The sequence below is a fragment of the Kitasatospora sp. NPDC029312 genome (assembly GCF_055569215.1).
The window spans coordinates 41,949-67,714 of the sequence record NZ_JBVHXY010000030.1 but is presented as its reverse complement, the minus strand read 5'-3'; the positions used below and the strand labels follow the sequence as shown (position 1 = coordinate 67,714).

25 protein-coding genes are annotated in these 25,766 nt (G+C 73.3%); 10 read left to right on the top strand and 15 right to left on the bottom strand.

Going from position 1 to position 25,766, the window contains the following annotated elements; all coding sequences use genetic code 11:
• Positions 1-19: 19 nt before the first annotated feature.
• The 3 genes from ACZ4WV_RS23735 to ACZ4WV_RS23725 all read left to right on the top strand — a co-directional run bounded on the left by ACZ4WV_RS23735 (position 20) and on the right by ACZ4WV_RS23725 (position 2,109).
• Positions 20-514, top strand: a complete 495-nt coding sequence (locus ACZ4WV_RS23735) for a GNAT family N-acetyltransferase (RefSeq protein WP_465749847.1) — start codon at positions 20-22, stop codon at positions 512-514.
• Positions 515-802: 288 nt separating this feature from the next.
• The gene (locus ACZ4WV_RS23730) at positions 803-1,615 is read left to right on the top strand and encodes an exonuclease domain-containing protein (protein WP_465749846.1); all 813 of its coding nucleotides are present in this window, start codon (positions 803-805) and stop codon (positions 1,613-1,615) included.
• A complete protein-coding gene (locus ACZ4WV_RS23725) occupies positions 1,612-2,109 on the top strand; it encodes a GNAT family N-acetyltransferase (protein ID WP_465749844.1) in 498 nt (165 codons plus the stop codon). The genes ACZ4WV_RS23730 and ACZ4WV_RS23725 overlap by 4 nt, the downstream gene beginning before the upstream one ends.
• 95 nt (positions 2,110-2,204) lie before the next feature.
• Here ACZ4WV_RS23725 and ACZ4WV_RS23720 read toward each other — a convergent pair whose 3' ends face one another.
• Both ACZ4WV_RS23720 and ACZ4WV_RS23715 read right to left on the bottom strand, forming a co-directional pair.
• On the bottom strand, positions 2,205-3,245 hold the full coding sequence (locus tag ACZ4WV_RS23720) for a polysaccharide deacetylase family protein (RefSeq protein ID WP_465749842.1): 1,041 nt from the start codon (positions 3,243-3,245) through the stop codon (positions 2,205-2,207).
• A 171-nt stretch (positions 3,246-3,416) separates the two neighbouring features.
• The gene (locus ACZ4WV_RS23715) at positions 3,417-4,310 is read right to left on the bottom strand and encodes a phosphotransferase enzyme family protein (protein WP_465749840.1); all 894 of its coding nucleotides are present in this window, start codon (positions 4,308-4,310) and stop codon (positions 3,417-3,419) included.
• A 434-nt stretch (positions 4,311-4,744) separates the two neighbouring features.
• On the opposite strand from ACZ4WV_RS23715, the gene ACZ4WV_RS23710 reads away from it, so the two are divergent.
• From ACZ4WV_RS23710 to ACZ4WV_RS23700, 3 genes are all read left to right on the top strand, one after another.
• The gene (locus tag ACZ4WV_RS23710; RefSeq protein WP_465749838.1) at positions 4,745-6,940 is read left to right on the top strand and encodes an MMPL family transporter; all 2,196 of its coding nucleotides are present in this window, start codon (positions 4,745-4,747) and stop codon (positions 6,938-6,940) included.
• Between the two features lie 295 nt (positions 6,941-7,235).
• Positions 7,236-7,442 (top strand): cold-shock protein, encoded by a 207-nt coding sequence (locus ACZ4WV_RS23705; protein ID WP_207816199.1) that lies wholly within the window; start codon positions 7,236-7,238, stop codon positions 7,440-7,442.
• Between the two features lie 167 nt (positions 7,443-7,609).
• Positions 7,610-9,295, top strand: coding sequence for a DEAD/DEAH box helicase (locus ACZ4WV_RS23700; protein ID WP_465749836.1), 1,686 nt, complete (start codon positions 7,610-7,612; stop codon positions 9,293-9,295).
• Positions 9,296-9,419: 124 nt separating this feature from the next.
• Here ACZ4WV_RS23700 and ACZ4WV_RS23695 read toward each other — a convergent pair whose 3' ends face one another.
• The gene (locus ACZ4WV_RS23695; protein ID WP_465749834.1) at positions 9,420-10,268 is read right to left on the bottom strand and encodes a helix-turn-helix transcriptional regulator; all 849 of its coding nucleotides are present in this window, start codon (positions 10,266-10,268) and stop codon (positions 9,420-9,422) included.
• Between the two features lie 115 nt (positions 10,269-10,383).
• Between ACZ4WV_RS23695 and ACZ4WV_RS23690 the strand changes: the two genes are divergently transcribed.
• The 3 genes from ACZ4WV_RS23690 to ACZ4WV_RS23680 all read left to right on the top strand — a co-directional run bounded on the left by ACZ4WV_RS23690 (position 10,384) and on the right by ACZ4WV_RS23680 (position 12,172).
• Positions 10,384-11,394, top strand: a complete 1,011-nt coding sequence (locus ACZ4WV_RS23690; protein ID WP_465749832.1) for a hypothetical protein — start codon at positions 10,384-10,386, stop codon at positions 11,392-11,394.
• 149 nt (positions 11,395-11,543) lie between these two features.
• Positions 11,544-11,765, top strand: coding sequence for a type II toxin-antitoxin system VapB family antitoxin (locus ACZ4WV_RS23685; protein ID WP_465749830.1), 222 nt, complete (start codon positions 11,544-11,546; stop codon positions 11,763-11,765).
• Complete coding sequence (locus ACZ4WV_RS23680) at positions 11,762-12,172, top strand: PIN domain-containing protein (RefSeq protein WP_465749828.1); 411 nt, start codon at positions 11,762-11,764, stop codon at positions 12,170-12,172. Before ACZ4WV_RS23685 ends, ACZ4WV_RS23680 begins: the two co-directional genes overlap by 4 nt.
• A 13-nt stretch (positions 12,173-12,185) precedes the next feature.
• On the opposite strand, the gene ACZ4WV_RS23675 is transcribed toward ACZ4WV_RS23680, so the two are convergent.
• The 11 genes from ACZ4WV_RS23675 to ACZ4WV_RS23625 all read right to left on the bottom strand — a co-directional run bounded on the left by ACZ4WV_RS23675 (position 12,186) and on the right by ACZ4WV_RS23625 (position 22,110).
• Positions 12,186-12,944 carry a sirohydrochlorin chelatase gene (locus ACZ4WV_RS23675; protein WP_465749826.1) on the bottom strand — a complete coding sequence of 253 codons (759 nt, stop codon included), beginning with the start codon at positions 12,942-12,944 and terminating at the stop codon, positions 12,186-12,188.
• Between the two features lie 10 nt (positions 12,945-12,954).
• Positions 12,955-13,863, bottom strand: a complete 909-nt coding sequence (locus tag ACZ4WV_RS23670) for an ABC transporter permease (protein ID WP_465749824.1) — start codon at positions 13,861-13,863, stop codon at positions 12,955-12,957.
• Complete coding sequence (locus tag ACZ4WV_RS23665) at positions 13,850-14,656, bottom strand: ABC transporter ATP-binding protein (RefSeq protein WP_465749902.1); 807 nt, start codon at positions 14,654-14,656, stop codon at positions 13,850-13,852. The genes ACZ4WV_RS23670 and ACZ4WV_RS23665 overlap by 14 nt, the downstream gene beginning before the upstream one ends.
• 170 nt (positions 14,657-14,826) lie before the next feature.
• Entirely contained in the window at positions 14,827-15,987 is a 1,161-nt protein-coding gene (locus ACZ4WV_RS23660) for an aliphatic sulfonate ABC transporter substrate-binding protein (protein WP_465749822.1), read from the bottom strand.
• A 247-nt stretch (positions 15,988-16,234) separates the two neighbouring features.
• Positions 16,235-17,572: a sulfate adenylyltransferase subunit 1 gene (locus ACZ4WV_RS23655; RefSeq protein ID WP_465749820.1), complete on the bottom strand. Its 1,338-nt coding sequence runs from the start codon at positions 17,570-17,572 to the stop codon at positions 16,235-16,237.
• A complete protein-coding gene (gene cysD, locus ACZ4WV_RS23650; protein ID WP_465749818.1) occupies positions 17,572-18,510 on the bottom strand; it encodes a sulfate adenylyltransferase subunit CysD in 939 nt (312 codons plus the stop codon). The genes ACZ4WV_RS23655 and cysD overlap by 1 nt, the downstream gene beginning before the upstream one ends.
• Complete coding sequence (gene cysC / locus ACZ4WV_RS23645; protein ID WP_465749816.1) at positions 18,507-19,103, bottom strand: adenylyl-sulfate kinase; 597 nt, start codon at positions 19,101-19,103, stop codon at positions 18,507-18,509. The genes cysD and cysC overlap by 4 nt, the downstream gene beginning before the upstream one ends.
• 55 nt (positions 19,104-19,158) lie before the next feature.
• A complete protein-coding gene (locus ACZ4WV_RS23640) occupies positions 19,159-19,860 on the bottom strand; it encodes a phosphoadenylyl-sulfate reductase (protein ID WP_465749814.1) in 702 nt (233 codons plus the stop codon).
• Positions 19,841-20,029, bottom strand: coding sequence for a hypothetical protein (locus ACZ4WV_RS23635; protein ID WP_465749812.1), 189 nt, complete (start codon positions 20,027-20,029; stop codon positions 19,841-19,843). The genes ACZ4WV_RS23640 and ACZ4WV_RS23635 overlap by 20 nt, the downstream gene beginning before the upstream one ends.
• Before the next feature lie 76 nt (positions 20,030-20,105).
• A complete protein-coding gene (locus ACZ4WV_RS23630; RefSeq protein ID WP_465749810.1) occupies positions 20,106-21,830 on the bottom strand; it encodes a nitrite/sulfite reductase in 1,725 nt (574 codons plus the stop codon).
• A gap of 196 nt (positions 21,831-22,026) precedes the next feature.
• Positions 22,027-22,110: a putative leader peptide gene (locus ACZ4WV_RS23625; RefSeq protein ID WP_317621159.1), complete on the bottom strand. Its 84-nt coding sequence runs from the start codon at positions 22,108-22,110 to the stop codon at positions 22,027-22,029.
• 177 nt (positions 22,111-22,287) lie between these two features.
• Here ACZ4WV_RS23625 and ACZ4WV_RS23620 point away from each other — a divergent pair, with 177 nt between their 5' ends.
• The gene (locus ACZ4WV_RS23620; RefSeq protein ID WP_465749808.1) at positions 22,288-23,589 is read left to right on the top strand and encodes a YihY/virulence factor BrkB family protein; all 1,302 of its coding nucleotides are present in this window, start codon (positions 22,288-22,290) and stop codon (positions 23,587-23,589) included.
• Between the two features lie 193 nt (positions 23,590-23,782).
• On the opposite strand, the gene ACZ4WV_RS23615 is transcribed toward ACZ4WV_RS23620, so the two are convergent.
• Positions 23,783-25,471: an FtsW/RodA/SpoVE family cell cycle protein gene (locus ACZ4WV_RS23615; protein ID WP_465749806.1), complete on the bottom strand. Its 1,689-nt coding sequence runs from the start codon at positions 25,469-25,471 to the stop codon at positions 23,783-23,785.
• Positions 25,472-25,766: the final 295 nt, after the last annotated feature.

The following is a 25,766-nucleotide window of genomic DNA, read 5'->3' as shown; positions in this document are numbered from 1 at the left end:
GGTGGAACAGTGCGGCCCCGTGAACAGCCTCCCCGCCTGGACCCTGGCACCCGCCGGCCCCGAGGATCTGGAAGCCGTCGTCGAGCTGAAGGCGCTGGTCATGCGCGCCGACCTGGAACGCCTCGGCCGGTGGTGCCCCCAGCGCTCCCGGGAGCGGGTGCGGAAGTCCTTCTCCACCCGGTACACCTCCCTCCTGCTGGTGGAGGGCGCCTTCGCGGGCTGCGTCACCATCCGCCCCGACGACCGGGGCGGCCGGCACCTGGAACTGTTCTACCTGGCCCCGCACCTCCAGGGCCGCGGCCTCGGCGGCGCCGTGCTGCGCCACCTCCTCGCCGAGGCCGACGCCGCGCGGGAGCCGGTGCACCTGGTCGTCCTGCGGGGCAGTGCCGCCCGGCGGCTGTACGAGCGGCACGGCTTCGCCGTCGTCCACGAGGACCGGGTCGACGTCACCATGCTCCGGGTGCCGGTGCCGGTGCCGGTGCCGGTGCCGGTGCCGATATCGGACGTCGCCTGACGCGGGCTCATTCCGCTCCGTGACCACAAGCCGAAACCTGATGGTCCGCGACCGGGCGTGCGCCCGGGCCGAGCGCGCGCCGAAGCGACGGGTTCCGCCGCGCTCGGCTCCCGACCGGGCGGGTCCGCCGGCGGCCGGCGCCGGTGGCCGCACGGGCCGTTCCCGTCGTCCCGGAGCAGCAGCCGGGGGGCGGCCGAGCCGATGACCGGTCGCCCTGCCGGTCGGGCTGTCGGTGGGGCGGGTGATGATAGGGGCTGTTTCAAGCGGCTGGACGGAAGGACTCACCTGATGAGCTGGTGGCAGCAGCCACTGGTCGGCTTCGACCTGGAGACCACGGGCACCGACCCGGCCGTGGACCGCATCGTCACGGCCGCGCTCGTGGACACGGTCGGCGCCGCTCGGGTGGAGGCCGCCAACTGGCTGCTCGATCCCGGGGTGCCGATCCCCGCCGAGGCGGAGGCGATCCACGGGATCGGGGACGAGCTGGCGCAGGGGAAGGGGCGGCCGGCCAAGGAGGCGGTGGAGGAGATAGCCGCGGCGCTCTGCGAGCGGATCGCGGCCGGTCGGCCGGTCGTGGCGTTCAACGCGCCGTTCGACCTGTCGCTGCTCGACGCGGAGCTGTGCCGGTACGGGCTGGCGACGCTCGCCGAGCGCCTCGGCGAGCCGGTGGGGCCGGTGCTGGACGCGCTGGTGATCGACCGGGCGGTGGACAAGTACCGCAAGGGCTCCCGCACCCTCCAGCGGGTGTGCGAGGTGTACGGGGTGGAGCTGACGGACGCGCACGAGGCGGGCAGCGACGCGCTGGCCGCCGTCCGGGTCGCGGTCGCGCTGGCCGGGCGCTACCCGGCCGAGGTGGGGGAGGTCGCGCCGGCCGAGCTGCACCGACGGCAGGTCGGCTGGTACCGGGAGTGGGCCGAGGGCCTGCAATCCTGGCTGCGCCGCGGCAAGGACCCGCTGGCCGTGGTCGACCCGCGCTGGCCGTCCCGGCCGGCGGACCTGCCCACCGGCCTGCCCGCGGACCCGCCGGCGGACCTGCCCACCGGCCTGCCCGCGGACCCGCCGGCGGACCTGCCCACCGGCCCTGCGGAGGTGGCCGGATGACGGTCCGCCCGGTACGCCCGGTCTGCCCGGTACGCCCGGCCCGCCCCGACGACCTGCCCGGCTTCCTGGCGCTGGCCGCCGAGGTGGAGCACTGGTTCGGCCCGATGGTGGCCGAGCCCGGCTTCCACCGGGCCGTGCGCAGCAGCATCGACCGGGGTCTGGCCACCGTCGCCGAGGACGGCGAAGGCCTGCTCGGCGGGCTGCTGTTCGGCAGCGCGAAGGCGGCGCCCCCGGTGCACCGCCTGCACTGGCTGGTGGTCGCCGAACGCGCCCGCGGCACCGGCTGCGGCCGTGCCCTCGTCGAGGACGCGCTGCGCCGTCACGTCCGCCCCCCGGCCGTCGTCGAGGTGGTGACCTTCGGCCCGGACCACCCCGGCGCGGTGCTCAGCGGTGCCCGGGTGTTCTACGAGCGGCTGGGCTTCACCCCGGCCGAGGCCGCCGAGCCGGGGCCGGAGGGCGGCTCCCGCCAGGTCTACCGGCGGCAGTTCGGCTGACCTATCAGTTCGGCTGACCTATCCGGCGGGTCCGGTCCCACCGGTGCGCGGGGCCGACCGGGCGCGGGCGGACGTCGGAGCGGGCTCCGGTGTCCTCAGGAGGCCGGGAAGTCGAAGGTGTACCCCTGAGCGACCAGCCACGGCAGCAGCTGCTTGAGCGCGGCCACGGTCTGGCTGCGGTCGCCGCCGCCGTCGTGCATCAGGATCACGCCGCCGGGCTTGAGCTGGCTCTGCACGGTGGAGACGATCGCGGGCACGCCCGGCCGGGACCAGTCGCGCGGGTCGACGGACCAGCCGAGCGAGGACATGCCGAGGCTCGCGGTGATGTGCTCGTTGTCGGCGTTGAAGCCGCCGCCGGGGGCGCGGAACCAGCCGACCTGGGTGCCCGGCCCGCCGGCCTTGACGATCATGTCCCGGGCGGCGGTGATCTCGTACACGGCCTTGTCGTGGGAGAGCTTCGCGAAGGGCTGCGGGTGGTGGACGCTGTGGTCGCAGAGCCGGTGGCCCTCGGCGACGATCCGCTTGACCAGGGCCGGGTTGGCGGCGGCGTTCTGGCCGATCTCGCAGAAGGTGGCCTTGACGTGGTACTGGGCCAGCAGGTCGAGGACCTGCCCGGTGGCCGGGCCGGGGCCGTCGTCGAAGGTGAGCGCGACGGTGCGGCCGCCGGAGGCGGTGGAGCCGATCACCTTCCCCACCGGGGCGTGCGTGGCGGGGGCCGCGTCGGAGGAGGGCTGCTGCGGCGTCGTCGCCGGTGCGGCCGGTGCGGCCGGTGCGCCCTGGGTGGTCGGCGCCGTCGGGGTGGCCGAGGGCGTCGTGGCCATCGGCGTCTGCGGGCTCTTCGGCTTCGGCGCGACGGGCGGCGCCGCCGGGGCGGAGCCGTCCACGGCGTCGGTGCCGGGGGTGGGCGTGATGACGGCCGCCCCGGTGGACCCGGTCGTCCCCGCGCCGCTCGGCTGCTGGGGCGCACCGCTCGCGGACGGGGCGGAGGCGCTCGGCGACTGCAGGGCCCCGCTGGCGGTGCCGCACGCGGACAGGCCCAGGACGGCGGCCACCGCGACACAGCCCGCGATCAACCGGCGGCGGTCACGGGCCGTGCGGGTCGGGTGGGTCGTTCGACGGGGGGCGGGCATGGGCATGGCGGCGGCTCCTGAGGTACGAGAAAGGGTGCCGATCCCTCGGTCAGGATGACTGTCGGACAGGACGCCGATCGTACGTGTCGCGGTTGCGCGCCGGACCGGTCCCCTCTAGGAGCCTTCTCACACCCGCCGGGCTTGGCACTCACCCTCGGAAGCGGGTACCGCCGGCCGTCAGAACGGGTACCACCGCACCTCAGTGGCACCCTCGCGCAGCGAGTCGACCCGGCGCCGGAACTCCGCCAGCGCGGCCGGGTTGCTCGCCGCCTGCTGGGCGACCCAGGAGGCGCTGGCGGTCTCCCGGGCCCCGCGCAGCACCGCGAAGCCCGGCCAGTCGCGCACGTCCCAGCCGTAAGCCGCGGTGAACGCCCGGTACTCCTCGCCCGGCACGCCGTACCGGTCGTGGCTGAGCGCGAGGACCACCAGGTCGTGCTCGCGCAGGTCGTGGGAGACGTTCTCCAGGTCGAGCAGCACCGGCCCGTCCGGTCCGACGTGGACGTTGCGCGGCAGGGCGTCGCCGTGGATCGCCCCGGGGCGCAGCCGCGGGGCGAGGTCGGGCAGGGCGGCCGCGAAGGCGTCCCGGCGGTGGCGCAGGAAGTCGACGTCCTCGGGGTCGACATGGCCCTCGGCGGAGGCCAGCCAGCGTTCCACCGGCGCCAGCAGGTCCCGCCGGCCGAGCGGGAAGGGCGGCAGCGGCAGCCGGTGCAGGGCGCGCAGCAGCGGGGCGAGGTCGGCCGGGCGGGCCGGGCGCACGGCGGGGGCGAGCCGGTGCCAGAAGGTGACCGGGTGCCCGTGGGCGAGCTGCGGCTCGGGTGCCGTCCCCCGGTAGGGGCGGACCACCGGGACGCCCTGCCCGGCCAGCCAGTGCGCGACGGTCAGCTCGCGCTGCGCCCGGTCGTACAGCTCGGGGGCGCGGCCGACCTTGGCGACCACGGCGGGCTCGCCCAGGTCGAAGACGGCGTTCTCGCCGAGGGCGAGCAGCCGGGCGTCGCCCGGGCCGGGCAGTCCGGCGCACTCGCAGGCGTGGGCGAGCAGCAGCCGGGCGCGGCCCTCGTCGAAGGGGATCATGGCTGGGCTCCGTTCCGCCGGCGGTCATCCGGTGGGCCCCGGACGGTGGTCATCATGACCCACCGGGGCCCGCTCCAGGGCGCTCGTGTCGGGGTGGGGGTGGGGTTTCCCCTACCCCGAGACCCTGACGTACTCCTCCTCAGAGGTAGGGGAGCGGCTCCACCCTGAGGGGGAGAAGGCTCCACCCGGAGCACGAGGTCAACGGGCGTTCGGCCGGGAGAGACTGGGCCGGGGCCGGTTCGGGTCGGCCCGCACGGGGGTTGGAATACGGGGGCTCCTTGCCGGGCGGCAAGTAGGTGCTCGTAGGATGACACCCAGTCCCACTTACCTGCCGACCGGCAAGGAGCGCCTCCGCGCTTCCCGTGCCGGTCCTGCCGTCGCCCAGCGTCCCGTCCCCAGGGCTGCGGTGAACCATGCCCAGGAGGCATTCGAGCATGTTCCACCGACTAGGACACTTCGTCGTCCGCCGCGCCTGGTGGGTGATCGCCGCGTGGGTCGTCGCGATGATCGCCATCGTCGCGTCGGCGCCCACGGTCACCTCCCAGACGGACGAGTCCGCGTTCCTTCCCAAGCACTACGAGTCCATCCAGGCGGCGCAGCTCCAGGAGCAGGCGTTCCCGTCGAGCTTCACCCCGGCCGCGCTGCTGCTGTTCGAGCGCACCGACGGCCAAGCGCTCACCGACGGCGACCAGGCCTCGATGGACAAGGTCGTCAAGGGCCTCACCGACGCGCACATCCCCGCCGTCGAGAAGATCCTGCCGGTCGACCCCAAGACCTCGAAGTCCAAGGACGGCAAGTACGCGCTGTCCATGGTCGCCATCGACAAGACCAAGATGCAGAGCCCGGAGTACACCGACGCGGCCAAGAAGCTGCGCAGTGAGGGCACTACGCTCGCCGACGGCACCGGGCTGAAGTTCCAGGTCGGCGGCCAGGCCGCCAGCAGCCTCGACCAGCAGGACGCCTCCGGCGCCACCGACGCCATCGTCATGTTCGGCAGCCTGCTGCTGGTCATCCTGATCGTCGGCATCATCTTCCGCAGCATCCTGGCCGGCATCCTGCCGGTCGTCCTCGCCCTGGCCGTCGCGATGCCGGTGGCCAACGGCCTGATCGCCGACGCGATCAAGATGTTCGACCTCAAGTCCTCCCCGATGACCTCGGCGATCCTGATCATCGTGGTCCTCGGCGTGGGCACCGACTACTTCCTCTTCCTCGCCTTCCGCTACCGCGAGCGGCTGCGCCTGGGCGAGGACCGCAAGACCGCCGTGGCCAACGCCGTCGGCCGGGTCGGTGAGGCGATCGCCTCCGCCGCCGGTGCCGTCGCCGTCGCCTTCGCGGTGCTGGTGCTCTCCAGCCTCGGCATGTTCACCGCGCTCGGCCCGGCGCTGGCCATCGCCGTCATCGCGACCGCCCTGGTCTCGCTGACCCTCGCCCCCGCCGTGCTCGCGGTCATCCCGTCCAAGGCGGTCTTCTGGCCCGGCAAGAAGTGGATGCAGGAGCCGAAGAACGCGCGCTTCGCCGCGCTCGGCCGGATGACCGGCAAGAAGCCGGGCCTGGTGGCCCTGGTCTCCGGCGGCATCCTGCTGGTGCTGGCCCTGGCCGGCGTCAACTACAACGGCACCTACGACCTGGCGGGCAGCTCGATGCCCAAGGGCAAGGAGTCGATGGTCGTCCAGGACAAGCTGATGACGGCCTTCTCGGCCGGCGCCGCAGACCCGAGCCACGTCTACCTGACCAGCACCGACGGCGCCAAGCTCGACGACGCCGCGATCAAGGGCTTCGGCGACCGGCTCCAGGGCGTCCCCGGGGTGGCCTCGGTCGTCCCGCCGTCCGCCCAGGCCAAGACGATCAGCGCCGACGGCGCCACCGGTGACTTCACCGTGCTGCTCAAGGACGCGCCGGCCTCCAACAAGGCCATCGACACCATCGAGAAGGTGCGCGACGCCGCCCACTCGGCGGCCCCGGCGAACACCAAGTCCCTGGTCGGCGGCATCACCTCGGTGTACAAGGACATCAACACCGCGATGGTGCACGACTACACGCTGGTCTTCCCGATCGCGGCCCTGCTCATCATGCTCATCCTCGGTCTGCAGCTGCGCAGCGTGGTCGCGCCCTGGTACCTGATGGCCTCGGTCGGCCTCGGCTTCGGCGCCACCCTCGGTGCCACCACCCTGCTGTTCCAGAACGTCAAGGGCGAGCAGGGCCTGATGTTCATGCTGCCGATCTTCATCTACCTGTTCGTGGTGGCGATCGGCACGGACTACAACATCCTGATCATCGCCCGCCTCCGCGAGGAGGCCCGCGAGGGCCGCAACCCGCGCGAGGCGGCCCGCGAGGCCGTCAAGCACGGCGGCCCGACCGTCGCGGCGGCCGGGTTCATCCTGGCGGCGTCGTTCGCGACCTTCATGCTCGCGGGCAACGTGCTCTTCATGGAGCTCGGCTTCTCGCTCGCCTTCGGCATCGTGCTGGCGGCGTTCGTGATGGCGATGTTCTTCACCCCGTCCATCACCGCCCTGCTCGGGCACCGCGCCTGGTGGCCCGGCCACGGCGACACCAAGAGCCCCGGCCACGGCGAGGGCCCGGCCCCGGTGGCCGGCGCCCACGGTGTGCCGGAGCCGGCCGGCCGGCGCTGACCCGGCCGTCACGCGGCACAGGCGGCGCCCCGCTCCGGCGGGGCGCCGCTCCCCGCTTTCCGGAGCCGGCAAACGTGATCTGCTCCGCAGAAAGTCCCCGGTCAATCGGGGTGTCACCGTGCTACAGTCGAGTCAGTTGCAGTTTTGGTTCCCATGAACGCTTGTGTGCGCCTGCTGGTCCCAACCAACAGGCGCATTTGTTTTGTCCGGTGTTTCACTCTCCGGATGGGGATCGCGGCTACTTGGGGATTCACGAGGTGTGAATCCCCGATGCCCCAAAGAGGAGGAGACGGTTATGGCTACCGGCACCGTGAAGTGGTTCAACAGCGAAAAGGGCTTCGGCTTCATCGAGCAGGACGGCGGCGGCCCGGACGTGTTCGCCCACTACTCGAACATCCAGGCCCAGGGCTTCCGCGAGCTCGTCGAGGGCCAGCGCGTGGAGTTCGACGTCACCCAGGGCCAGAAGGGCCCGCAGGGCGAGAACATCCAGGTCATCGGCTGACGTCAGCCACCACGCTGACGCGCGATCCTGTGATCTCGTGAAGCGGGGGCCCGCACCGCGAGCGGTGCGGGCCCTCGTTCATGCCGCCGAACGGCCGGGGCGGCGCACTCCAATCCGACGGCCGACCAGCCCGTACCGCGGGCTGCCGCCCGACCGACGGAGATTTCGTGACCACCCCTGCCCGCACGCCCCGTGACCGCACCGCCCGCAACGGCGACCAGCACCGCCCGGCCGACCAGGCCCGCCGCACCGACCGACCGCGCCGCAGCGGTGAGGGCGCCGACCGCCCCCGCAAGCCGCGCAACCGCACCGGCGCCCCCAAGACCGCCCGCACCGCCGCCGCCGAGCCCGCCGACTTCACCGTCGTCGAGGGCACCCCGGCCCGGCCCCCGGCGGCCACCTTCGCCGAACTCGACCTGCCCAAGGCGATCCTCAGCGCACTCACCCGCGAAGGCGTCACCGAGCCGTTCCCGATCCAGGGCGCCACGCTGCCCGACTCGATCGCCGGCCGCGACGTGCTCGGCCGCGGCCGCACCGGCTCCGGCAAGACCCTCGCCTTCGGCCTGCCGCTGCTCGCCCGCACCGCCGGCCGCCGCGCCGACTCCCGGCACCCGCTGGCGCTCGTCCTGGTGCCCACCCGCGAGCTCGCCCAGCAGGTCACCGAGGCACTCACCCCCTACGCCACCGCCGTCAACCTGCGGATCACCACCGTGGTCGGCGGCATGGGCATCAGCCGCCAGGCCAACGCGGTGCGCCGCGGCACCGAGGTCCTGGTCGCCACCCCGGGCCGGCTGGACGACCTGATCGGGCGCGGTGACGTCAACCTCTCCGACGTCGCCATCACCGTCCTGGACGAGGCCGACCAGATGGCCGACATGGGCTTCCTGCCGCAGGTCAGCAAGCTGCTGGAGCAGGTCGCCGAGAACGGCCAGCGGATGCTGTTCTCCGCCACCCTGGACCGCAACGTCGACCGGCTGGTCAAGCGCTTCCTGAACGACCCGGTCACCCACTCGGTCGACCCGTCGGCCGGCGCGGTCACCACCATGGACCACCACGTCCTCCAGCTGGAGCCCGCCGACAAGGCCTCCGCCACCGCCCACATCGCCTCCCGCGACGGGCGCGTGATGATGTTCGTGCACACCAAGCACGGCGCCGACCGGCTCGCCAAGCAGCTGCGCGCGACCGGCGTCCAGGCCGCCGCCCTGCACGGCGGCAAGTCCCAGCCGCAGCGCAACCGCGTGCTCGACCAGTTCCGCGAGGGCGAGGTCACCGCGCTGATCGCCACCAACGTCGCCGCCCGCGGCATCCACATCGACGGCCTCGACCTGGTCGTCAACGTCGACCCGCCGATCGACCACAAGGACTACCTGCACCGCGGCGGCCGCACCGCCCGGGCCGGTGAGTCCGGTACGGTCGTCACCCTCGTGCTGCCCGAGCAGCGCCGCGAGGTCAACCGGCTGATGACGGTCGCCGGGATCCGCCCGACCGTCACCAAGGTCCGCCCCGGCGACGCCGACCTGGCCCGGATCACCGGCGCCCGCACCCCCAGCGGCGTCCCGGTCGCCGTCGTCCCGGCCGCCGCGGCCGCCCAGACGGTGGAGAAGCCGGCCGACGGCAAGCCCGCCGCCGGGCGCCGCCGCCCCGCCAAGCGCTCCGGACTGCCCACCGACGTCGACATGAACGGCAACCCCCGCCGCCCCCGCCCCAAGCAGCGCCTGGGCGCGGCCGCCCAGGGCGAGCGGCCCCAGGCCGCCGGCTTCATCGGACGCTCCTCGGGCCGGGCCAAGCCCGGCAGCGGCTCCAAGACCGGCGGCAACTACGGCACCGGCCGCCAGCGCCGCAAGTTCGACTGACGGCCGGCCCGGTCCCGCCGAACGGGCTCCGCGCTTCTCCCCGCCACGGGGAGGGGCCGCGGGGCCCGTTCCGCGTTCCCGGCCCGCCGACGGCCCGCTCCCGTCCCGCTGCGAACCCGCCGCCCTACACGGCCGCGGCCGCCGGAGCCAGCCGGCGCAGCCGCTCCGCCGTCCGCGCGTCCTGCGGCGCCATCACGGTCAGCTGCAGCCCCTCCTCGGCCAGCAGCACGTGCTGGTCGATCCGCAGCTCGCCCAACTCCTCGTGCCGGAGCACCTTCTCCGTACCCGTGCGCTCCGCGACCTGGTGCTCGTCCAGCCAGCGGTCCGCCTCCGGATGCTCGTCGCGCACCTGCTGGATCATCCGGCCCAGCCTGCGGCCCACCGCCGTCGCCTCCCCGCCGCGCTCGGCGTAGGCGGAGCGCAACTGCGCCAGGAAGCGGCGGGCGTGCTGCTCCCAGTGCTCGACCCGGCCCCGGTGCACCGCGTTGCCGAACACCACCCAGGCCAGGTTGCACTCCTGCGGCGGCCGCCCGGACAGCCCGAACAGCGCGTCCGCGCCCGGATTCCACGCCCGCACGTCCCAGTTGGCGTCCATCACCCAGGCCGGCGACGGCCACTGCGCGTGCATCAGCCGCAGCAGCGCCGCCGGGACCTCGGCCGCCCCGGACACCTCCCCGTCCAGCGGACGGGCGCTCGCCAACCGGAACAGGTACGCCGTCTCCGCCCGGTCCAGCCGCAGCGTCCGCGCCAGGCTCTCCAGCACCTCCGGCGACGGATGGATGTCCCGCCCCTGTTCCAGCCACGTGTACCAGGTCACCCCCACCCCGGCGAGCAGCGCCAACTCCTCCCGCCGCAGCCCCGGCGTGCGCCGCCGGACCCCCGGCGCCAGCCCCACCTCCTGCGGCGTCAGCCGGGCCCGCCGGGTCCGCAGGAAGCCCGACAGCTCCGCGCGACGCTCCTCCGCCTCGTTCATGTCCCCCGCCCCTTCCTGGTGGTCGAACTACCAGTATCGCCACGCACTGCCGCCCCCGCGGCGCCTGGGCCAACCTTGATCACGACAACGCAGCCAACCGCGCAAGGAACCCACGATGAACCGTCAGAACCCCACCGCCCGCCGCGCCCTGGTCGCCCTCGCCGCCACCGCCCTGCTCGGCACCGCCGGAACGCTCCCGGCCGCCGCGGCCGCCCACCGCCCCGCCCCGGCCGTGATCACCGGCCACGCGCCCACCCTGGTGCCCGAGTCGGGCGTCTGGGACGCCTCCCACCACCGCTTCCTGCTCGGCTCGATGCGCCACGGCACCGTCTCCGCCGTCGGCCTCGACGGCAGCGTGCGCACCCTGGTGCAGGACCCGGCGCTGACCGAGATCGCCGGACTGCGGATCGACCCCGTGCACCGCCGGGTCCTGGTCACCGACCTCGACAACGGCATCGGCGAGCGCAGCAGCGCCGCGACGCAGGGGAAGATCGCCGGGATCGGGGCCTACGACCTGGACACCGGCCGCCGCCTCTTCTACACCGACCTCGCCGCCGTCGCCGCCGACGGCGGCAGCCACCTCGCCAACGACATCGCGGTCGGCCCCGACGGCACCGCCTACGTCACCGACTCCTTCGCCCCCGTCGTCTACCGGGTGGCGCCGGACGGCAGCGCCTCCGTCCTGCTGCGCGACCCCCGGCTGGCCCCCGCCCCCGGAACGTACGGCCTCAACGGCATCGTCCACCGCGAGGGCCGTCTGATCATCGGCAAGTGGAACGACGGCACGCTGTGGAACGTCCCGCTGGGCAACCCGGCCGCCCTGCGGCGCGTCGAGGTGGCCGGCGGCGCGGCCCTGCTCCACCTGGACGGGCTGCTCGGCCGCCCCGACGGCTCCATCGCCGGCGTCACCAACAACCTCCTGGGCGCCGGCCGCGACGCCGAGGTCGAACTGCGCTCCGACGACCACTGGCGCACCGCCCGCCTCACGGCCGTCCACCCCTCCGCCGACCCCGCCCCCACCGCCCCCGTCGCCGGGCCGGCCGGCAGCCTCTACCTGCTCTCCGGCGGCCTCGCCGACGCCTTGTCGGGCCACCCGGCGGACACCTTCACCCTGCGCCGGGTCTGAGCCGGCCCGGCCCGACCCGACCCGTCTGTCGGACGGCGGCCCGGGGCGGCTCCGGACCCGATCCTGCCCCGCGCCGAACCGGGTCGGGCGCAATGTTGGTGGCGTACAACTCTATGTACATCACCAACATCGATCGACGGAGGCGCCGAATGTCCGTAACGCAGATCGACATCGATGAAGACGCGTTGAAGCGGGCGATGGCACTCGCCGGAGTGCGGACGAAGAAGGAAGCCGTCAATCTCGCGCTGCGCTACTACGCCGAACGGCAGGAACGTGCGGCCCATATCAGCAGGCACTTCGAACGGGCTCTTCACTGGGAGGCCGTCGAGCGCGCTGAGCGACTGCACCGGGCCGAGAAGGAAGCCCGATGATCTACCTCCTCGACACGTCCGGGTTGTTCCGGCTACTCCGTGAGCCGAAACTCCAGGCGGCCTGGTACGACGCGATCGACGCGGGGGCGATCGCGTCGTGCTACCCGCAGCGGGCCGAGTTCCTCTACACCGCACGCGACGGCCGCGAGTACGACGAGATCTCCGAGATGTTCGCAGAGTTGTACCCGGACGTGTCGGTACCGAAGGGTGCAGGGCGATGGATCGACACCGTTCAGCGCCGGATGGCACTCGCCGGACAACACGGCAGTGCCTCTGCAGTCGACCTCATGATCGCGGCCACGGCCGCACACCACGGACTCACGGTCCTCCACGACGATGCGGACTATCGCACCGTGGCCCGGTTCGCGGCCGACCTCATCGAGCACGGGATCTCGGGCCACACCTAACGGGTATGTCCGCTCAGGCGGTGAGCGCCGGGGCCGACCGCGCCGCCCGCCGGGCCTCGTCGTAGCGCTCCAGCAGCAGGGCCGCCAGTTCCGGGGCCGGGCCCAGGGTGTCCGCCACGGTGTCCGCCCCCTGCGCCGCCGCCGCGATGCGGTCCGGCAGCAGGCCCGGGGCCAGCAGGTACGGGGCGACCGCGGTGCGGGCGGCGCCCGCCGCGCGCAGGGCCCCGAGGGCCTCGGGCACGCGCGGGCCGCCCGCCGAGGCGTAGGCGACCTCGACGGCGGCCCAGCCGCGGGTGCGCCGCCACTCGGCGGCGACGGCGCGGGTGGCGGCGTCGGCCGCCGGATCGGAGGAGCCCGCGGCGGCCAGCACCACACCCGTCCGAGCCCGTACGGCGGCGGAGGCGACGTCGAGCCCGGCCTCGGCGAGGCGGCGCTCCAGCGCGGCGAGCAGCAGCGGCGACGGGCCGAGCACCCCCGCGACCGGCAGCCGGGCGCCGGCGGCCCGCAGCGCGGCGGGGATGTCGTGCTTGGCGTGGAAGGCCCGGTTGAGCAGCAGCGGGACGGCCACCGCCTCGGCCAGCCGCCCGACCACCTGGGGGATCCGCGGCGCGCAGTGGTCCAGGTAGGCGGTGGCGACCTCCAGCCCGGGCCGCCGCGCGCGCACCTGCCGCACCAGGGCGGCGACGGTCGCGGCGTGCCGCGGGTCGCGGCTGCCGTGGGCGATGAGGAGCAGGGCGGGCATCGCAGGGGCGGGCATCAGCGGGGCGGGCATCGGCGGGGCCTCACTTGGCGGCGGCCAGCAGGCCGCGGTTGCGCAGCACCCGGCGCTCGACCGGGGTGAACACCAGCAGCTCGATGGCGATGCCGACGAACAGGATGAGGAGGATGCCGAGCAGCACCCCGGACATGTCGGAGAACTCGCGCTGGTCCTCCAGGAACCGGCCCAGGCCCCGGCCGAGGTCGGGGGAGGAGGCGACCAGCTCGGCGGCCATCAGCGAGCGCCAGGAGAACGCCCAGCCCTGCTTGAGCCCGGCCAGGTAGCCGGGCAGCGCCGCCGGGATCAGCACGTGCCGGGCGCCGGACAGGCCGCTGGCGCCGATGGTGCGCCCGGCCCGCAGGAACAGCGGCGGCACCTGGTCGATGCCGGCGACCAGGCCGTTGGCGATCGACGGGACGGCGCCGAGCAGGATCACCGCGTACATCATCGAGTCGTTGATGCCGAGCCAGATCACCGCGGCCGGCACCCAGGCGACCGAGGGCAGCGACTGCAGACCCTGCAGCACCGGGCCGATCGCGGTGCGCACCGGCCGCACGCGGGCGACCACGAGGCCGATCGGGGTGCCGATGACGACGGCGAGCAGGAAGCCGGACAGACCGCGCCAAACACTGGTCCAGATGATCGAGAACAGCGCGCCCTGGTACCAGAGGTCCTGCGCGGAGTGCCACACGTCCGCCGGGCTGGGCAGCTTGTACGAGGAGGTGAGGTGCAGGCTGTAGGCGCCCTGCCACAGCGCCAGCACCACCAGCACGCCGATCAGCGGCGGCAGCGCCTTGCCGCGCAGCACCTCGCCGAGCGAACTGCGCTGCGCGGAGACCGCGTCGAGGGCGTCCAGGCCGGCGCCGACGTCGGCGGTGTCGCTGCCGGGGGTGCCGCCGCCGGGGCGGGTGAGCGTGGTGTCAGTGCTGGACATGGCGACGGATCTCCCCACGCAGTTCTTCGGTGATCTCGATGGACAGGTCGGCGACGCCGGTGGACTCGATGCGGCGCGGCTGCGGCAGGTCGATCCGCCACTCGCGGGCGACCCGGCCGGGGCGGGAGGAGAGCAGCACGACGCGCTGGGCGAGGCGCACCGCCTCGCGCACGTTGTGGGTGACGAACAGGACGGTCAGCCGCCGTTCGGCCCAGATCCGGGTGATCTCGTCGTGCAGCACGTCCCGGGTGATGGCGTCGAGCGCGGCGAACGGCTCGTCCATCAGAAGCACCCTGCTGCCCTGGGCGAGCGCGCGGGCCATCGCCACGCGCTGGCGCATGCCGCCGGACAGCTCGTGCACCCGCTTGCCGTACGAGCCGTTCAGGCGGACGAGTTCGAGGAGGCGCTCGGCCTCGGCGCGGCGCTCGGCGCGGGGGCGGCCGGCCAGCTTGAGGGCCAGCTCGATGTTCTTGCCGGCGGTGAGCCAGGGGAACAGCGCGTGCTCCTGGAACATCAGCGCGGGCCGGCCGCCGGGCACTTCGATGCTGCCGCGGCTGGGCTCGTCCAGGCCGGCGACCAGATTGAGCAGGGTGGACTTGCCGCAGCCGGAGGCGCCCAGCAGGGTGACGAACTCGCCGGGCGCGACGTCGAGGGTGATGTCGTCCAGGACGTGGGTTTGCGCGCCCGGACGGCCGAAGGACTTGTGCACGTGCGAGATGCGGACGGCGGGCGGGCCGTCGGGGGCGTCGACGGCGGGGGTGTCGGCCTCGGTGGTCGTCAGTGCCGGGGTCATCCGGGCACCTCCTGCGTGAGTGGTCATGGTCCCTCCCGCCGGTCGGCGGGCGAGGAGGGAGGGGGCTGCGGGGCGGGGCCGGGGCCCGGCCCCGCCCGTCCCGGTGGGCATCGATCGGGGATCGACCGGACGGGCGGGGGCCGGACCGCGGAACTGGAGGGGCGGCGGCGCTACTTGGTGCCGAGTCCGGCGTCCGCCACCGGGGGCCGGCCCTGGGCCGCGAGAACCTTGTTCAGCAGGGTGAGGTCGTAGATGCCGTTCAGGTTCGGCTTCTTGAGGAGACCGGCGGTCACCGCGTGGTCGGCCTCGGCCTGCAGGGTGTTCGCCAGCGGGTCGTCCAGGAAGTCGATGTCGGCCCAGGCGGGGTCGAGGACGGCCGGCTCCAGGGCGTTGCCGGACTCCTTCCTGATCGCCTCGTTGGCGTCGGCCTTGGCCTTGTCGGGGTCGGCCTTGATGAAGGCGTTGGTCTTCACCGAGCCGCGCAGCACGGCCTCCACCACGTCCGGGTGCTCCTTGAGGAACTTTTGCGAGACGATGATGTTGGTGATCACGAACTGCTTGTCCGGCCACACGTCCTTCTCGTCGAGCAGGACCTTCGCACCGAGGGTGACCAGCTTGGAGGCCGTCGGCTCGGGCACCCACGCGCCGTCGACGGAGCCGGACTTGTAGGCGTCGGGGGTGACCTTGTTGTCGGTGCGCACCACCGAGACGTCGCCCGCGCCGGACGCCGCGTCGACCTTGTAGCCCTTACCCGCCAGGTAGTTGAGCAGCGCCACGTCCTGGGTGTTGCCGAGCTGAGGGGTGGCGATCTTCTTGCCCCTGAGGTCGTCCAGGGAGTTGACCTTGGCCGGGTTGACCACCAGCTTGACCCCGCCGGAGGCCGAACCGCCGATGATCTTCAGCGACTTGCCGTCGGACCTGGTGTAGCCGTTGATCGCGGGGGAGGGGCCGATCCACCCGATGTCGATGGACCCGGCGTTGAGCGCCTCGATCTCGGCCGGACCGGCGTTGAAGACCTGGGCCTTGACCTGGGTGGCGCCCAACTCCTTCTGGAAGACGCCCTCCTGGAGGCCGACCAGCGGGGTGCCGTGGGTGAGGTTGGCGAAGTAGCCGATCCTCACGGTGTCGGCGGAGAGCTTCGCGCCCGGATCCCCGGCGGTGGCGGCGGCGTTGGCCTTGGTATCGGAGGACGTGTCGCCGGCCTTGGAGCCGTAGCCGCACGCCGACAGCAGCGCCACGGCGGTCAGACCGGCCGCGGCGGCCGCGGCGGAGCGTCTGATCCGGCCGGCATCGGGGTGGGTGCGGGTATGGGAGGACGGGTTCGGTGCCATGGGCGAGTCCTGTTTCGTGGACGGAACCGGCGGCGGGCGGTCCCGGGCGGACGGTCGGAAGGTGGTGCGCGCGGCAGCGGGGTGCCGGGGCAAGCCGGGCGGCTGTGGGGGGAAGACAGCCCGGTGACAGGGCGTTCTCAGCCCTGTCGGCCCACACATCGGGTCAAGCCGCCCTGGCCGCTGCCGAGGGCGCCGCTGCCGATGCGGCCGCCTTCCTTGTCCATGCCCGAGAACGCCTCGCTGGGCATCAGACCCAGTCCTCCTCGTCGGGTGCGTCGGGTGCGCCCGGTGCGTCGTCGGCGCGTACGGTCTCGAAGGCCTCGCCCGCCATGCCGGCGGTGAGGGTGGTGCCGTCGGCCGGGTCGATCAGGAGGAACGAGCCGGTGCGGCGGTTGTCGGAGTAGTCGTCGAGGGCCAGCGGCTCGGCGGTGCGCAGCTTCACGTGGCCGATGTCGTTGACGTTCAATCCCTCGGCGCCGCAACGGTGTTCGAGCGTGTCGATGTCGATCCGGTAGGAGATCTCCTTGACCAGCGCGCGCACCGTGCGGGTGGTGTGCTTGAGCAGCACCTTGTCCCCGGCGCGCAGCGGCCGCTCGTTGAGGTGGCTGACGGTGGCCTCGATGTCCTTGGTGGGGGCGGGGGCCGCCCCGGTGGCGATGAGGTCGCCGCGGGAGATGTCGAGGTCGTGGGCGAGTCGGACGGTGACGGACTGGGGGGCCCAGGCGACGTCGGTGTGCCGGCCGAGGGCGTCGATGGCGGCGATGGTGGTGGTGTGGCCGGAGGGCAGGACCGTGACCGGGTCACCGACGCGCAGGACTCCGGAGGCCAGTTGGCCGGCGTAGCCGCGGTAGTCGGGGTGTTCCTCGGTCTGGGGGCGGATCACGTACTGGACGGGGAAGCGGGCCGGTTCGGCGCTGGGGTCGCTGCCCACGGGGACGGTCTCCAGGTGTTCCAGCAGGGTCGGGCCGCCGTACCAGTCCATGTGGGCGGAGGGTTCGACGACGTTGTCCCCGGCGAGGGCGGAGATCGGGACGGCCAGCACGTCGGTGACGCCGAGGGAGGCGGCGTAGGCGGTGAACTCGGCGGCGATGGCGGCGAAGACGGGTTCGGCGTAGTCGACGAGGTCCATCTTGTTGACGGCCAGGACGACGTGCGGCACGCGCAGCAGTGCGGCGACGGCGGCGTGGCGGCGGGTCTGCTCGACCACGCCGTTGCGGGCGTCGACCAGGACGACGGCCAGTTCGGCGGTGGATGCGCCGGTGACCATGTTGCGGGTGTACTGCACGTGCCCGGGGGTGTCGGCGAGGATGAAGCGGCGTCGGGGGGTGGCGAAGTAGCGGTAGGCGACGTCGATGGTGATGCCCTGCTCGCGTTCGGCGCGCAGGCCGTCGGTGAGCAGTGCGAGGTCGGGCGTCTCCTGGCCGCGGCCCAGGGAGACCCGTTCGACGGCTTCCAACTGGTCGGCGAGCACGGACTTGGAGTCGTGCAGGAGGCGGCCGACGAGGGTGGACTTGCCGTCGTCGACGGAGCCGGCGGTGGCGAAGCGCAGCAGCGAGGTGGCGGTGGTTTCCTGGACGGTGGTCATTAGAAGTATCCCTCGCGCTTGCGGTCTTCCATCGCGGCCTCGGACAGTTTGTCGTCGGCGCGGGTGGCGCCGCGCTCGGTGAGGCGGCTGGCGGCGATCTCGGCGATCACGGCTTCGATGGTGGTGGCGTCGGAGTCGACGGCGCCGGTGCAGGACATGTCGCCGACGGTGCGGTAGCGGACCAGGCGCCGCTGGACGGGCTCGCCGTCCTTGGGGCCGCCCCAGGCGCCGGCGGTCAGCCACATGCCGCCGCGGGCGAAGACGTCGCGCTGGTGGGCGTAGTAGATCTGTGGGAGGTCGATGCCCTCGCGCTCGATGTACTGCCAGACGTCCAGCTCGGTCCAGTTGGAGAGCGGGAAGACGCGCACGTGTTCGCCGACCGCGTGGCGGCCGTTGTAGAGGGACCACAGTTCGGGGCGCTGGCGGCGTGGGTCCCAGGCGCCGAACTCGTCGCGCAGGGAGAAGACGCGTTCCTTGGCGCGGGCCTTCTCCTCGTCGCGGCGGCCGCCGCCGAAGACGGCGTCGAAGCGGTTCTTCTCGATGGCGTCCAGCAGCGGGACGGTCTGCAGCGGGTTGCGGGTGCCGTCGGGGCGCTCGCGCAGCACGCCGCGGTCGATGAAGTCCTGGACGTGGGCGACGTGCAGGCGCAGGTTGTGCTCGGCCACGACGCGGTCGCGGTAGGCGATGACCTCGGGGAAGTTGTGGCCGGTGTCGACGTGCAGCAGGGAGAAGGGCACCGGCGCGGGCGCGAAGGCCTTGAGTGCCAGGTGCAGCATGACGATGGAGTCCTTGCCGCCGGAGAAGAGGATCACCGGGCGTTCGAACTCCCCCGCGACCTCGCGGAAGATGTGCACCGACTCGGCCTCCAGCGCGTCCAGGTGGGACAGCGCGAAGGGGGTGTCATCGGCCTGCACCAGGCTCTGGGTCGCGGTGGTCATGCGAGGCCCCTCTCGGTCAGGAAGGCGTGCAGTTCGGCGGCGGACTCGGCGACCGCGCGGCCCTGCGTCTGCAGGCGCAGCTCCGGTGCCCGCGGGGCCTCGTACGGGTCGTCCACGCCGGTCAGGCCGGAGATCTCACCGGCCGCCTGCTTGGCGTACAGGCCCTTGACGTCCCGTTCGGCGCACAGCTCGACCGGGGTGGCGACGTGGATCTCCAGGAACTCGGTGCCGGCCGCCGCGTGCCGCTCGCGCACCGCGGCCCGGGAGTCGGCGAACGGGGCGATCACCGGGGCGAGCACCTTGACGCCGTTGGCGGCCAGCTTCTCGGCGACGAAGCCGATCCGGGTGACGTTGGTGTGCCGGTCCTCGCGGGAGAAGCCGAGGCCCTTGGAGAGGAACTCGCGGATCTCGTCGCCGTCCAGGACCTCGACCTTGTGGCCCTCGGCGCGCAGCCGCTCGGCCAGCGCGAAGGCCAGCGTGGTCTTGCCCGCGCTCGGCAGTCCGGTCAGCCACACGGTGGCGCCGCGCTCGCAGGGGGCGGCCGCACGGGCCGCCTCTGCGGCTCCGTCGGCTGCCAGGGTGGGAGCTGTCACGGTGTCTTCCTCACGCGAGAAGTGACGATCGGTCATGGGGTGGTGGTCGGGGTGGTCAGAGGTGGATGCCGCACTCGGTCTTGCCGGAGCCGGACCAGCGGCCGGCCCGGGCGTCCTCGCCCTCGGCGGGCTTGCGGGTGCAGGACAGCGGCGAGCAGCCGACCGAGGTGTAGCCCTCCCACAGCAGCGGGTTGAGCAGCACGCCGTGGGCGGCGACGTAGGCGTCCACGTCCTCCTGCGTCCACCGGGCGATCGGGGCGATCTTGACCTTGCGGCGCTTGGCGTCCCAAGCCACCACCGGGGTGTTCGCCCGGCTCGGCGACTCGTCGCGGCGCAGTCCGGTGGCCCAGGCGTCGTAGCCGCCCAGGCCGCGGTTCAGCGGCTCGACCTTGCGCAGCGAGCAGCACAGGTCCGGATCGCGGTCGTGGAGGTTCGGCCCGTACTCGGCGTCCTGCTCGGCGACGCTCTTCAGCGGCGTGAGCGTGATGACGTTGACCGGCATGGTCGCGGCCACCGCGTCCCGGGTGCCGATGGTCTCCGGGAAGTGGTAGCCGGTGTCCAGGAACACCACGTCCACGCCGGGGAACACCGAGGAGGCGAGGTGGGCGACCACCGCGTCCTCCATCGAGGAGGTGACGCAGAACCGCTTGCCGAAGGTGTCGGCGGCCCAGCGCAGGATCTCCTGCGCGGTGGCCTCCTCCAGCTCGCGGCCGGCCCGGAGGGCGATCTCCTCGTAGTCAGTCGTCGTACTGCTCATGCTGCTCATGGGAGGTCCCCCCGTGGGTCGGTGACAGCAGGCCGAGGAACTTCAACTGGAAGGCGCGGCGGCAGCCGTGGCATTCCCAGGCGCCGTGTCCGGCCTCGGAGGGGCGCAGGTCCTCGTCCCCGCAGTAGGGGCAGAAGAAGGGCGCGGCTCGCTCACTCATGCGCTGTCCTTGCTTCGCTGGCTTCGTCGGCTCCACTCGCCTCGATGGCTTCGCTCGCTTCGTCGGCTTCGCCCGGTCACGACAGCTGCTCCTCGGTCGCGCGGGCCGCCCACTGGGCGAAGCGCTCGCCCTCGGTGCGGTCGGCCTGGTAGCGGGTCAGCAGCCGCTCGACGTAGTCGGGCAGGCCGGCGCTGGTGACCTTGAGGCCGCGGACCTTGCGGCCGAAGCCGGCCTCCAGTCCGAGCGCGCCGCCCAGGTGCACCTGGTAGCCCTCGACCTGGTGGCCCTGCTCGTCGGTGACCAGCTGGCCCTTGAGGCCGATGTCGGCGACCTGGATGCGGGCGCAGGCGTTCGGGCAGCCGTTGATGTTGATGGTCAGCGGCTCGGCGAAGTCCGGCAGGCGCTGCTCCAGTTCGTCGATCAGGGAGCGGCCGCGCTCCTTGGTCTCGACGATGGCGAGCTTGCAGTACTCGATGCCGGTGCAGGCCATGGTGCCGCGGCGGAACGGCGACGGGCTGACGCGCAGGTCGAGCGCCTCCAGGCCGGCCACCACGGACTCGACGTGCTCCTCGGCGATGTCGAGGAGCAGCATCTTCTGCTCGGCGGTGGTGCGGACTCGGTCGCTGCCGTGGGCGGCGGCCAGGTCGGCGATCCGGCCGAGCAGCTTGCCGTCGACCCGGCCGACGCGCGGGGCGAAGCCGATGTAGTACCTGCCGTCCTTCTGGCGGTGGACGCCGACGTGGTCGCGCCAGCGGGCGGCGGGCTCGACGGGCGCGGGGCCGTCGGCGAGCTTGCGGCCCAGGTACTCGTCTTCCAACACCTGACGGAACTTCTCGGTGCCCCAGTCGGCGACCAGGAACTTCAGCCGGGCGCGGTTGCGCAGGCGCCGGTAGCCGTAGTCGCGGAAGATGCCGATGACACCGCCGAAGACGTCGGGCACCTGCTCCAGCGGGACCCAGGCGCCCAGGCGCACGCCCAGCCGCGGGTTGGTGGACAGGCCGCCGCCGACCCACAGGTCGAAGCCGGCCCCGTGCTCGGGGTGGACCACGCCGACGAAGGCGACGTCGTTGATCTCGTGCGCGACGTCCAGCAATGGGGAGCCGGAGATCGCGCTCTTGAACTTGCGCGGCAGGTTGGAGAATTCCTTGTTGCCGATGAAGCGCCGGTTGATCTCCTCGATGGCCGGGGTGCCGTCGATGATCTCGTCCTCGGCGACGCCGGCCACCGGGGAGCCGAGGATGACGCGCGGGGTGTCGCCGCAGGCCTCCGTGGTGGACAGGCCGACGGCCTCCAGCTTCCGCCAGATCGCCGGGACGTCCTCGATCCGGATCCAGTGGTACTGGATGTTCTGGCGGTCGGTCAGGTCGGCGGTGCCGCGGGCGTACTGCTCGGAGACCTCGGCGATCGCCCGCAGCTGGGGGACGGTCAGCCGGCCGCCGTCGATGCGCACGCGCAGCATGAAGTACTCGGCGTCCAGCTCGTGCGGATCCAGGATCGCGGTCTTGCCGCCGTCGATCCCCTCCTTGCGCTGGGTGTAGAGACCCCACCAGCGCATCCGGCCGCGCAGGTCGGCGGGGTCGATCGAGTCGAAGCCGCGGTGCGCGTAGATCGTCTCAATGCGTGTCCGCACGTTGAGACCGTCGTCGTCCTTCTTGACCTGCTCGTTGGCGTTCAGCGGAGTGAAGTGCCCCATGCCCCACTGGCCCTCACCGCGGTGGCGGGTGACCTTGCGAGCCGCGGCGGTGCGGCGCGCGGCGGTGCGGTCGGCCGTGGGCTCGGCGGTCTCGGGGGAGGTGGCCATGGTGAAGTCCTTCTGGGCAGGTGGCGCTGGCGCCGGGTGGGTCGCGGGGCGTGCTGACGGTGCAGTCCTGCTGTGACCTGCGGGTTTCTCAGGGCCGGGAGAGCAGTGACCGGGCCGGGCGGGCGCCTGCGCATCCGCTTCCGCGAGGGGATGGCGGTGGGGTCGGCGCCGGGTGCGGTGGTGCGGCGGGGTGGGCTCAGATCACCGGACAGATGGCGCTGGACACGCGAAGCAGATCGACGTGGAGTCGACCTACCAAGGTGGTTCCGGCGCTAGACATGGCAAGAGATTGGCACGGCGCGGGACTCGCGGTCCACTAACGTCCGAATGGCGGACGCCTGGGTTTCACACTTCGGGACGCCGTACGGTTCCCGCCGGTCCCCGCCCGGTGTCCGCTCCTGCGCCCGGACCCCGGGGAGATCAACCGGAGCCACCCCGGCCCGATACCGTTAGCCCTGTGCAAGCAGCAGGCGATACCAGCAGGCCGAACCCCGAGCGGCCCTCCCGGCGCCGGGGCAAGGGCTCCCGGCGCGCGGCCAAACAGGCCACCTGGCGCCGCACCGCGTGGGACTTGGTGAAGGACACCACCAACACCTGCGTCGAGTACCGGGTCACCGGCCTCGCCGCGGAGGCGGCGTTCTTCACTCTGCTGTCGATCCCGCCGCTGCTGCTCGGCCTGGCCGCCACCCTCGGCTACCTCGACGAGTTCCTCGGTGCGGGCACCATCGACCGGCTGAAGCACGACATCATCTCGGCCTCCGGAACGGTGCTCTCGGACTCGTCCGTCAACGAGGTCGTCAAACCGCTGCTCAGCCAGGTCTTCGACCACACCCGGCCGGACCTGATCTCGATCGGCTTCCTGTTCTCGCTGTGGTCCGGCTCCCGGGCGCTCTACATCTTCATCGACACCATCACCGTGATGTACGGGCTGGACGGCAAGCGGGGCATCGTCAAGACCCGGCTGATGTCGCTGGGCCTCTACCTCGGCGCCCTGGTGATCGGCTCGCTGGTGCTGCCACTGCTGATGGCCGGGCCCGGACTGGTCGAGAACGCCGTGCCGGGCATCGCCGGGCTCGTCGGAGCCGCCTACTGGCCGGTCGCGATCCTGCTGCTGATCGTCTCCCTGACCACCCTCTACCACCTGGCCGTGCCGGTCGCCACGCCCTGGCGCGAGGACATCCCCGGCGCCCTGGTCGCCCTGGTGGTGCTGGTCTTCTGCAGCGTCGGCCTGCGGCTCTACCTGGTCAGCTCCGTCGAGGGCCCCTCGGTGTACAGCTCGCTGGCCGCGCCGGTGGCCGTACTGCTGTGGATCTTCGTGGTGGCCCTCGCGGTGCTCATCGGCGCCGCCATGAACGCCGCCATAGACCGCCGCTGGCCCACCCTGGAGACCGCCGACGCCCGCGCCGAGAACGAGCGCGCCCACGAGGAGGCGGCCGCCGCCGTGGTCCGCGAGGTCGCCGCCCGGCGGGCCGTCGAGCGGGCCCGGCGCGCTCGCGAACTGGGCCTCGCCGAGGGCGCGGAGGAGGAGTGGGGCGAGGAGGAGGTCGACGACGTCGACGCGCCCGCCGAGTACCCCGAGCGCTGGGCCGACGTGCTGGCCGCCGACAACGTGCGCGGCCGGCTCACCTCGCGCGGCGGCCCGCACCACCGGCCCGCCCCACCGCCGCCGGACAGCGACCGGCCGACCGGGCCGCCGCCGGAACGGCCGGGGCCGGGCTACCCGCCGAGGCCGCCGCAGCCGCCGTGGGAGCAGCGGTAGCGGGCGGGACGCCTGCCACAGGCAGGATCATGCGTGCAGGGCCTCCCCTGGAATGGGGGAGGCCCTGTGTGTGCCTGTGGCCGGGTGTGGCGGCCGGGTGGCGATCCGGTGTGCGGCGCGCCGGTCCCGGAGGCGGGGGCGGTCCCGGAGGCGGGGCCGGCGGGACGGGCGGGGCCGCCGGAAGCGTCGTCCGCTAGCCGTGGGTGGGCTGGCCGGTGGCCGGGGGGTAGCCGTACGAGGACTGCGGGCCGCCGGGCCGCGGGCCGACGGTCAGCGGGCCGACGGGGGTGTGGCCGAACGCGGGGCGCAGTTCGGTCGGGGCGCCGGGGTCGGAGAGGCCGTCCGGGGCGGGGCCGCTCGTGGCCGGCCCGGCGGTCTGGTCGGGGCCGGAACCGGAGGTCGGGTTCGGGCCCGGTGCGGCGGCGGCGGGGCCCGTCCGGGCGGCGCCCGCCGCTGAGCGGCGGCCTGCCGGGCCGGCCTGCGCCGGAAGCGGTTCCGGGCTCGGCGGGGCCGGCTCCAGGGCGGTGCGACCCGAGGAGTCGCTGAGCTTGATCAGCAGTGCGACCATCAGCCAGTTCGCCAGCAGGGAGGAGCCGCCGGCGGCCAGGAACGGCAGCGCCTTGCCGGTCAACGGGACCAGCCCGCTCACACCGCCGACCACCACGAACACCTGGAGCGCCAGCGCCGACGACAGACCGGCGGCCAGCAGCTTGCCGAACGGGTCGGTCAGGCCGATCGCGGTGCGCAACCCGCGCTGGATCAACAGCACGTACACCAGCAGCACCGCCGTCACCCCGGCCAGGCCCAGCTCCTCCCCGATGGTGGTGAAGATGAAGTCGCTGCGCCCCGCGAAGCCGATCAGCCAGGGCCGGCCGGAGCCCAGGCCGGTGCCGGTCATGTGCCCGGTGCCGAGGCTGAACAGCGCCTCGGCGGGCTGCTCGGAGATCGCCGGGTCGTGCACCGGCTTGTAGTAGTCCAGCGGGTGCAGCCAGGCCTCGACGCGCCCGTGCACGTGCGGCTCCAGGGTGCCGACCACCGCCGCGCCGCCGACCGCCATCAGCAGGCCCAGCACCACCCAGCTGGTGCGCTCGGTCGCCACGTACAGCATCACGATGAAGACGCCGAAGAAGATCAGCGAGGTGCCCAGGTCACGCTCGAAGATCAGCACCAGCAGGCTGACCGCCCAGATCGCCAGCACCGGCCCGGCGTGCCGCCCGCGCGGCAGGGTCATCCCCCAGACCTTCCGGCCCGCCAGCGCGAGCGCGTCCCGGGAGGCCATCAGGTAGCCCGCGAAGAAGATCGTGATCGCGACCTTCACGAACTCGTCCGGCTCGAAGGACAGCCCGAACAGCCGGATCCAGCGCTTGGCGCCGAAGCTGTCGCTCGGCGAGAACACCGGCGCGGCCAGCAGGATGAGCGCGCCCGCCATCAGCAGGTAGACGTACCGCTGGAAGAAGCGGTGGTGCTTGACGAAGACGATCAGCGCGATCGCCGCCGCCACCGAGATGAACACCCACATCAGCTGGGACGGCGCGGCCGGGAGCTTCTGGTAGTCGCCCTTGGCGGCGTGCGCGGCCTTGTAGCTGAAGTCCAGCCGGTCCAGCAGCACCAGGCCGAAGCCGGTCAGGAACACCCCGAGCGGCAGGATCAGCGGGTCCGCGTACGGCGCGAACCGCCGCACCGCCAGGTGCGCCGCCGCGGCCAGCGCCCCGAGGGACAGGCCGTGCACCAGCAGGCCCGGCGGCAGCGAGCCGGTCAGCGCGAGCGAGGCGTCGATGTGCCCCGCCAGGCAGACGGCCACCGCGAGGGCCAGCAGGCCCAGTTCGATGTTGCGGTGGCGCCCGGCCAGCCGGCGGCCCTCGCCGCGTGCAGTGCTTCGCACCTCTTGTCGTCCCCTTGCTGTCAGCCGCCTGGCCGGTATCGCCGACGGTGCATCCTGCCAGACGAACCACTGCTCCGTGCCGGTTGCGCCCGGGGGCCGGTCGACGCGGAACTTTGCCTGGGCAAAGCTTTGCCGGGGATCGGTAAAGCTTTGTCCACGTCGGGGTATAGAGGCGGGCCCCGCGCGCGTCGGGCGCCGTGCGGAAGGCCATCATGGCGGTGCGCCGCGGCCACCGCCCGGCGGCTGCGGCGGCTACGGCCGGTGCGGACGAGTGCGGCGGCTACGGCTGGTGCGG

Bases quoted from the DNA above. Each gene is read 5' to 3' on its own strand.
- ACZ4WV_RS23730 (WP_465749846.1), top strand. From the start codon at position 803: ATGAGCTGGTGGCAGCAGCCACTGGTCGGCTTCGACCTGGAGACCACG.
- ACZ4WV_RS23725 (WP_465749844.1), top strand. From the start codon at position 1,612: ATGACGGTCCGCCCGGTACGCCCGGTCTGCCCGGTACGCCCGGCCCGC.
- ACZ4WV_RS23720 (WP_465749842.1), bottom strand. From the start codon at position 3,245: ATGCCCATGCCCGCCCCCCGTCGAACGACCCACCCGACCCGCACGGCC.
- ACZ4WV_RS23715 (WP_465749840.1), bottom strand. From the start codon at position 4,310: ATGATCCCCTTCGACGAGGGCCGCGCCCGGCTGCTGCTCGCCCACGCC.
- ACZ4WV_RS23710 (WP_465749838.1), top strand. From the start codon at position 4,745: ATGTTCCACCGACTAGGACACTTCGTCGTCCGCCGCGCCTGGTGGGTG.
- ACZ4WV_RS23705 (WP_207816199.1), top strand. From the start codon at position 7,236: ATGGCTACCGGCACCGTGAAGTGGTTCAACAGCGAAAAGGGCTTCGGC.
- ACZ4WV_RS23695 (WP_465749834.1), bottom strand. From the start codon at position 10,268: ATGAACGAGGCGGAGGAGCGTCGCGCGGAGCTGTCGGGCTTCCTGCGG.
- ACZ4WV_RS23690 (WP_465749832.1), top strand. From the start codon at position 10,384: ATGAACCGTCAGAACCCCACCGCCCGCCGCGCCCTGGTCGCCCTCGCC.
- ACZ4WV_RS23685 (WP_465749830.1), top strand. From the start codon at position 11,544: ATGTCCGTAACGCAGATCGACATCGATGAAGACGCGTTGAAGCGGGCG.
- ACZ4WV_RS23680 (WP_465749828.1), top strand. From the start codon at position 11,762: ATGATCTACCTCCTCGACACGTCCGGGTTGTTCCGGCTACTCCGTGAG.
- ACZ4WV_RS23675 (WP_465749826.1), bottom strand. From the start codon at position 12,944: ATGCCCGCCCCGCTGATGCCCGCCCCTGCGATGCCCGCCCTGCTCCTC.
- ACZ4WV_RS23670 (WP_465749824.1), bottom strand. From the start codon at position 13,863: ATGTCCAGCACTGACACCACGCTCACCCGCCCCGGCGGCGGCACCCCC.
- ACZ4WV_RS23665 (WP_465749902.1), bottom strand. From the start codon at position 14,656: ATGACCCCGGCACTGACGACCACCGAGGCCGACACCCCCGCCGTCGAC.
- ACZ4WV_RS23660 (WP_465749822.1), bottom strand. From the start codon at position 15,987: ATGGCACCGAACCCGTCCTCCCATACCCGCACCCACCCCGATGCCGGC.
- ACZ4WV_RS23655 (WP_465749820.1), bottom strand. From the start codon at position 17,572: ATGACCACCGTCCAGGAAACCACCGCCACCTCGCTGCTGCGCTTCGCC.
- cysD (WP_465749818.1), bottom strand. From the start codon at position 18,510: ATGACCACCGCGACCCAGAGCCTGGTGCAGGCCGATGACACCCCCTTC.
- ACZ4WV_RS23640 (WP_465749814.1), bottom strand. From the start codon at position 19,860: ATGAGCAGTACGACGACTGACTACGAGGAGATCGCCCTCCGGGCCGGC.
- ACZ4WV_RS23635 (WP_465749812.1), bottom strand. From the start codon at position 20,029: ATGAGTGAGCGAGCCGCGCCCTTCTTCTGCCCCTACTGCGGGGACGAG.
- ACZ4WV_RS23630 (WP_465749810.1), bottom strand. From the start codon at position 21,830: ATGGCCACCTCCCCCGAGACCGCCGAGCCCACGGCCGACCGCACCGCC.
- ACZ4WV_RS23625 (WP_317621159.1), bottom strand. From the start codon at position 22,110: ATGTCTAGCGCCGGAACCACCTTGGTAGGTCGACTCCACGTCGATCTG.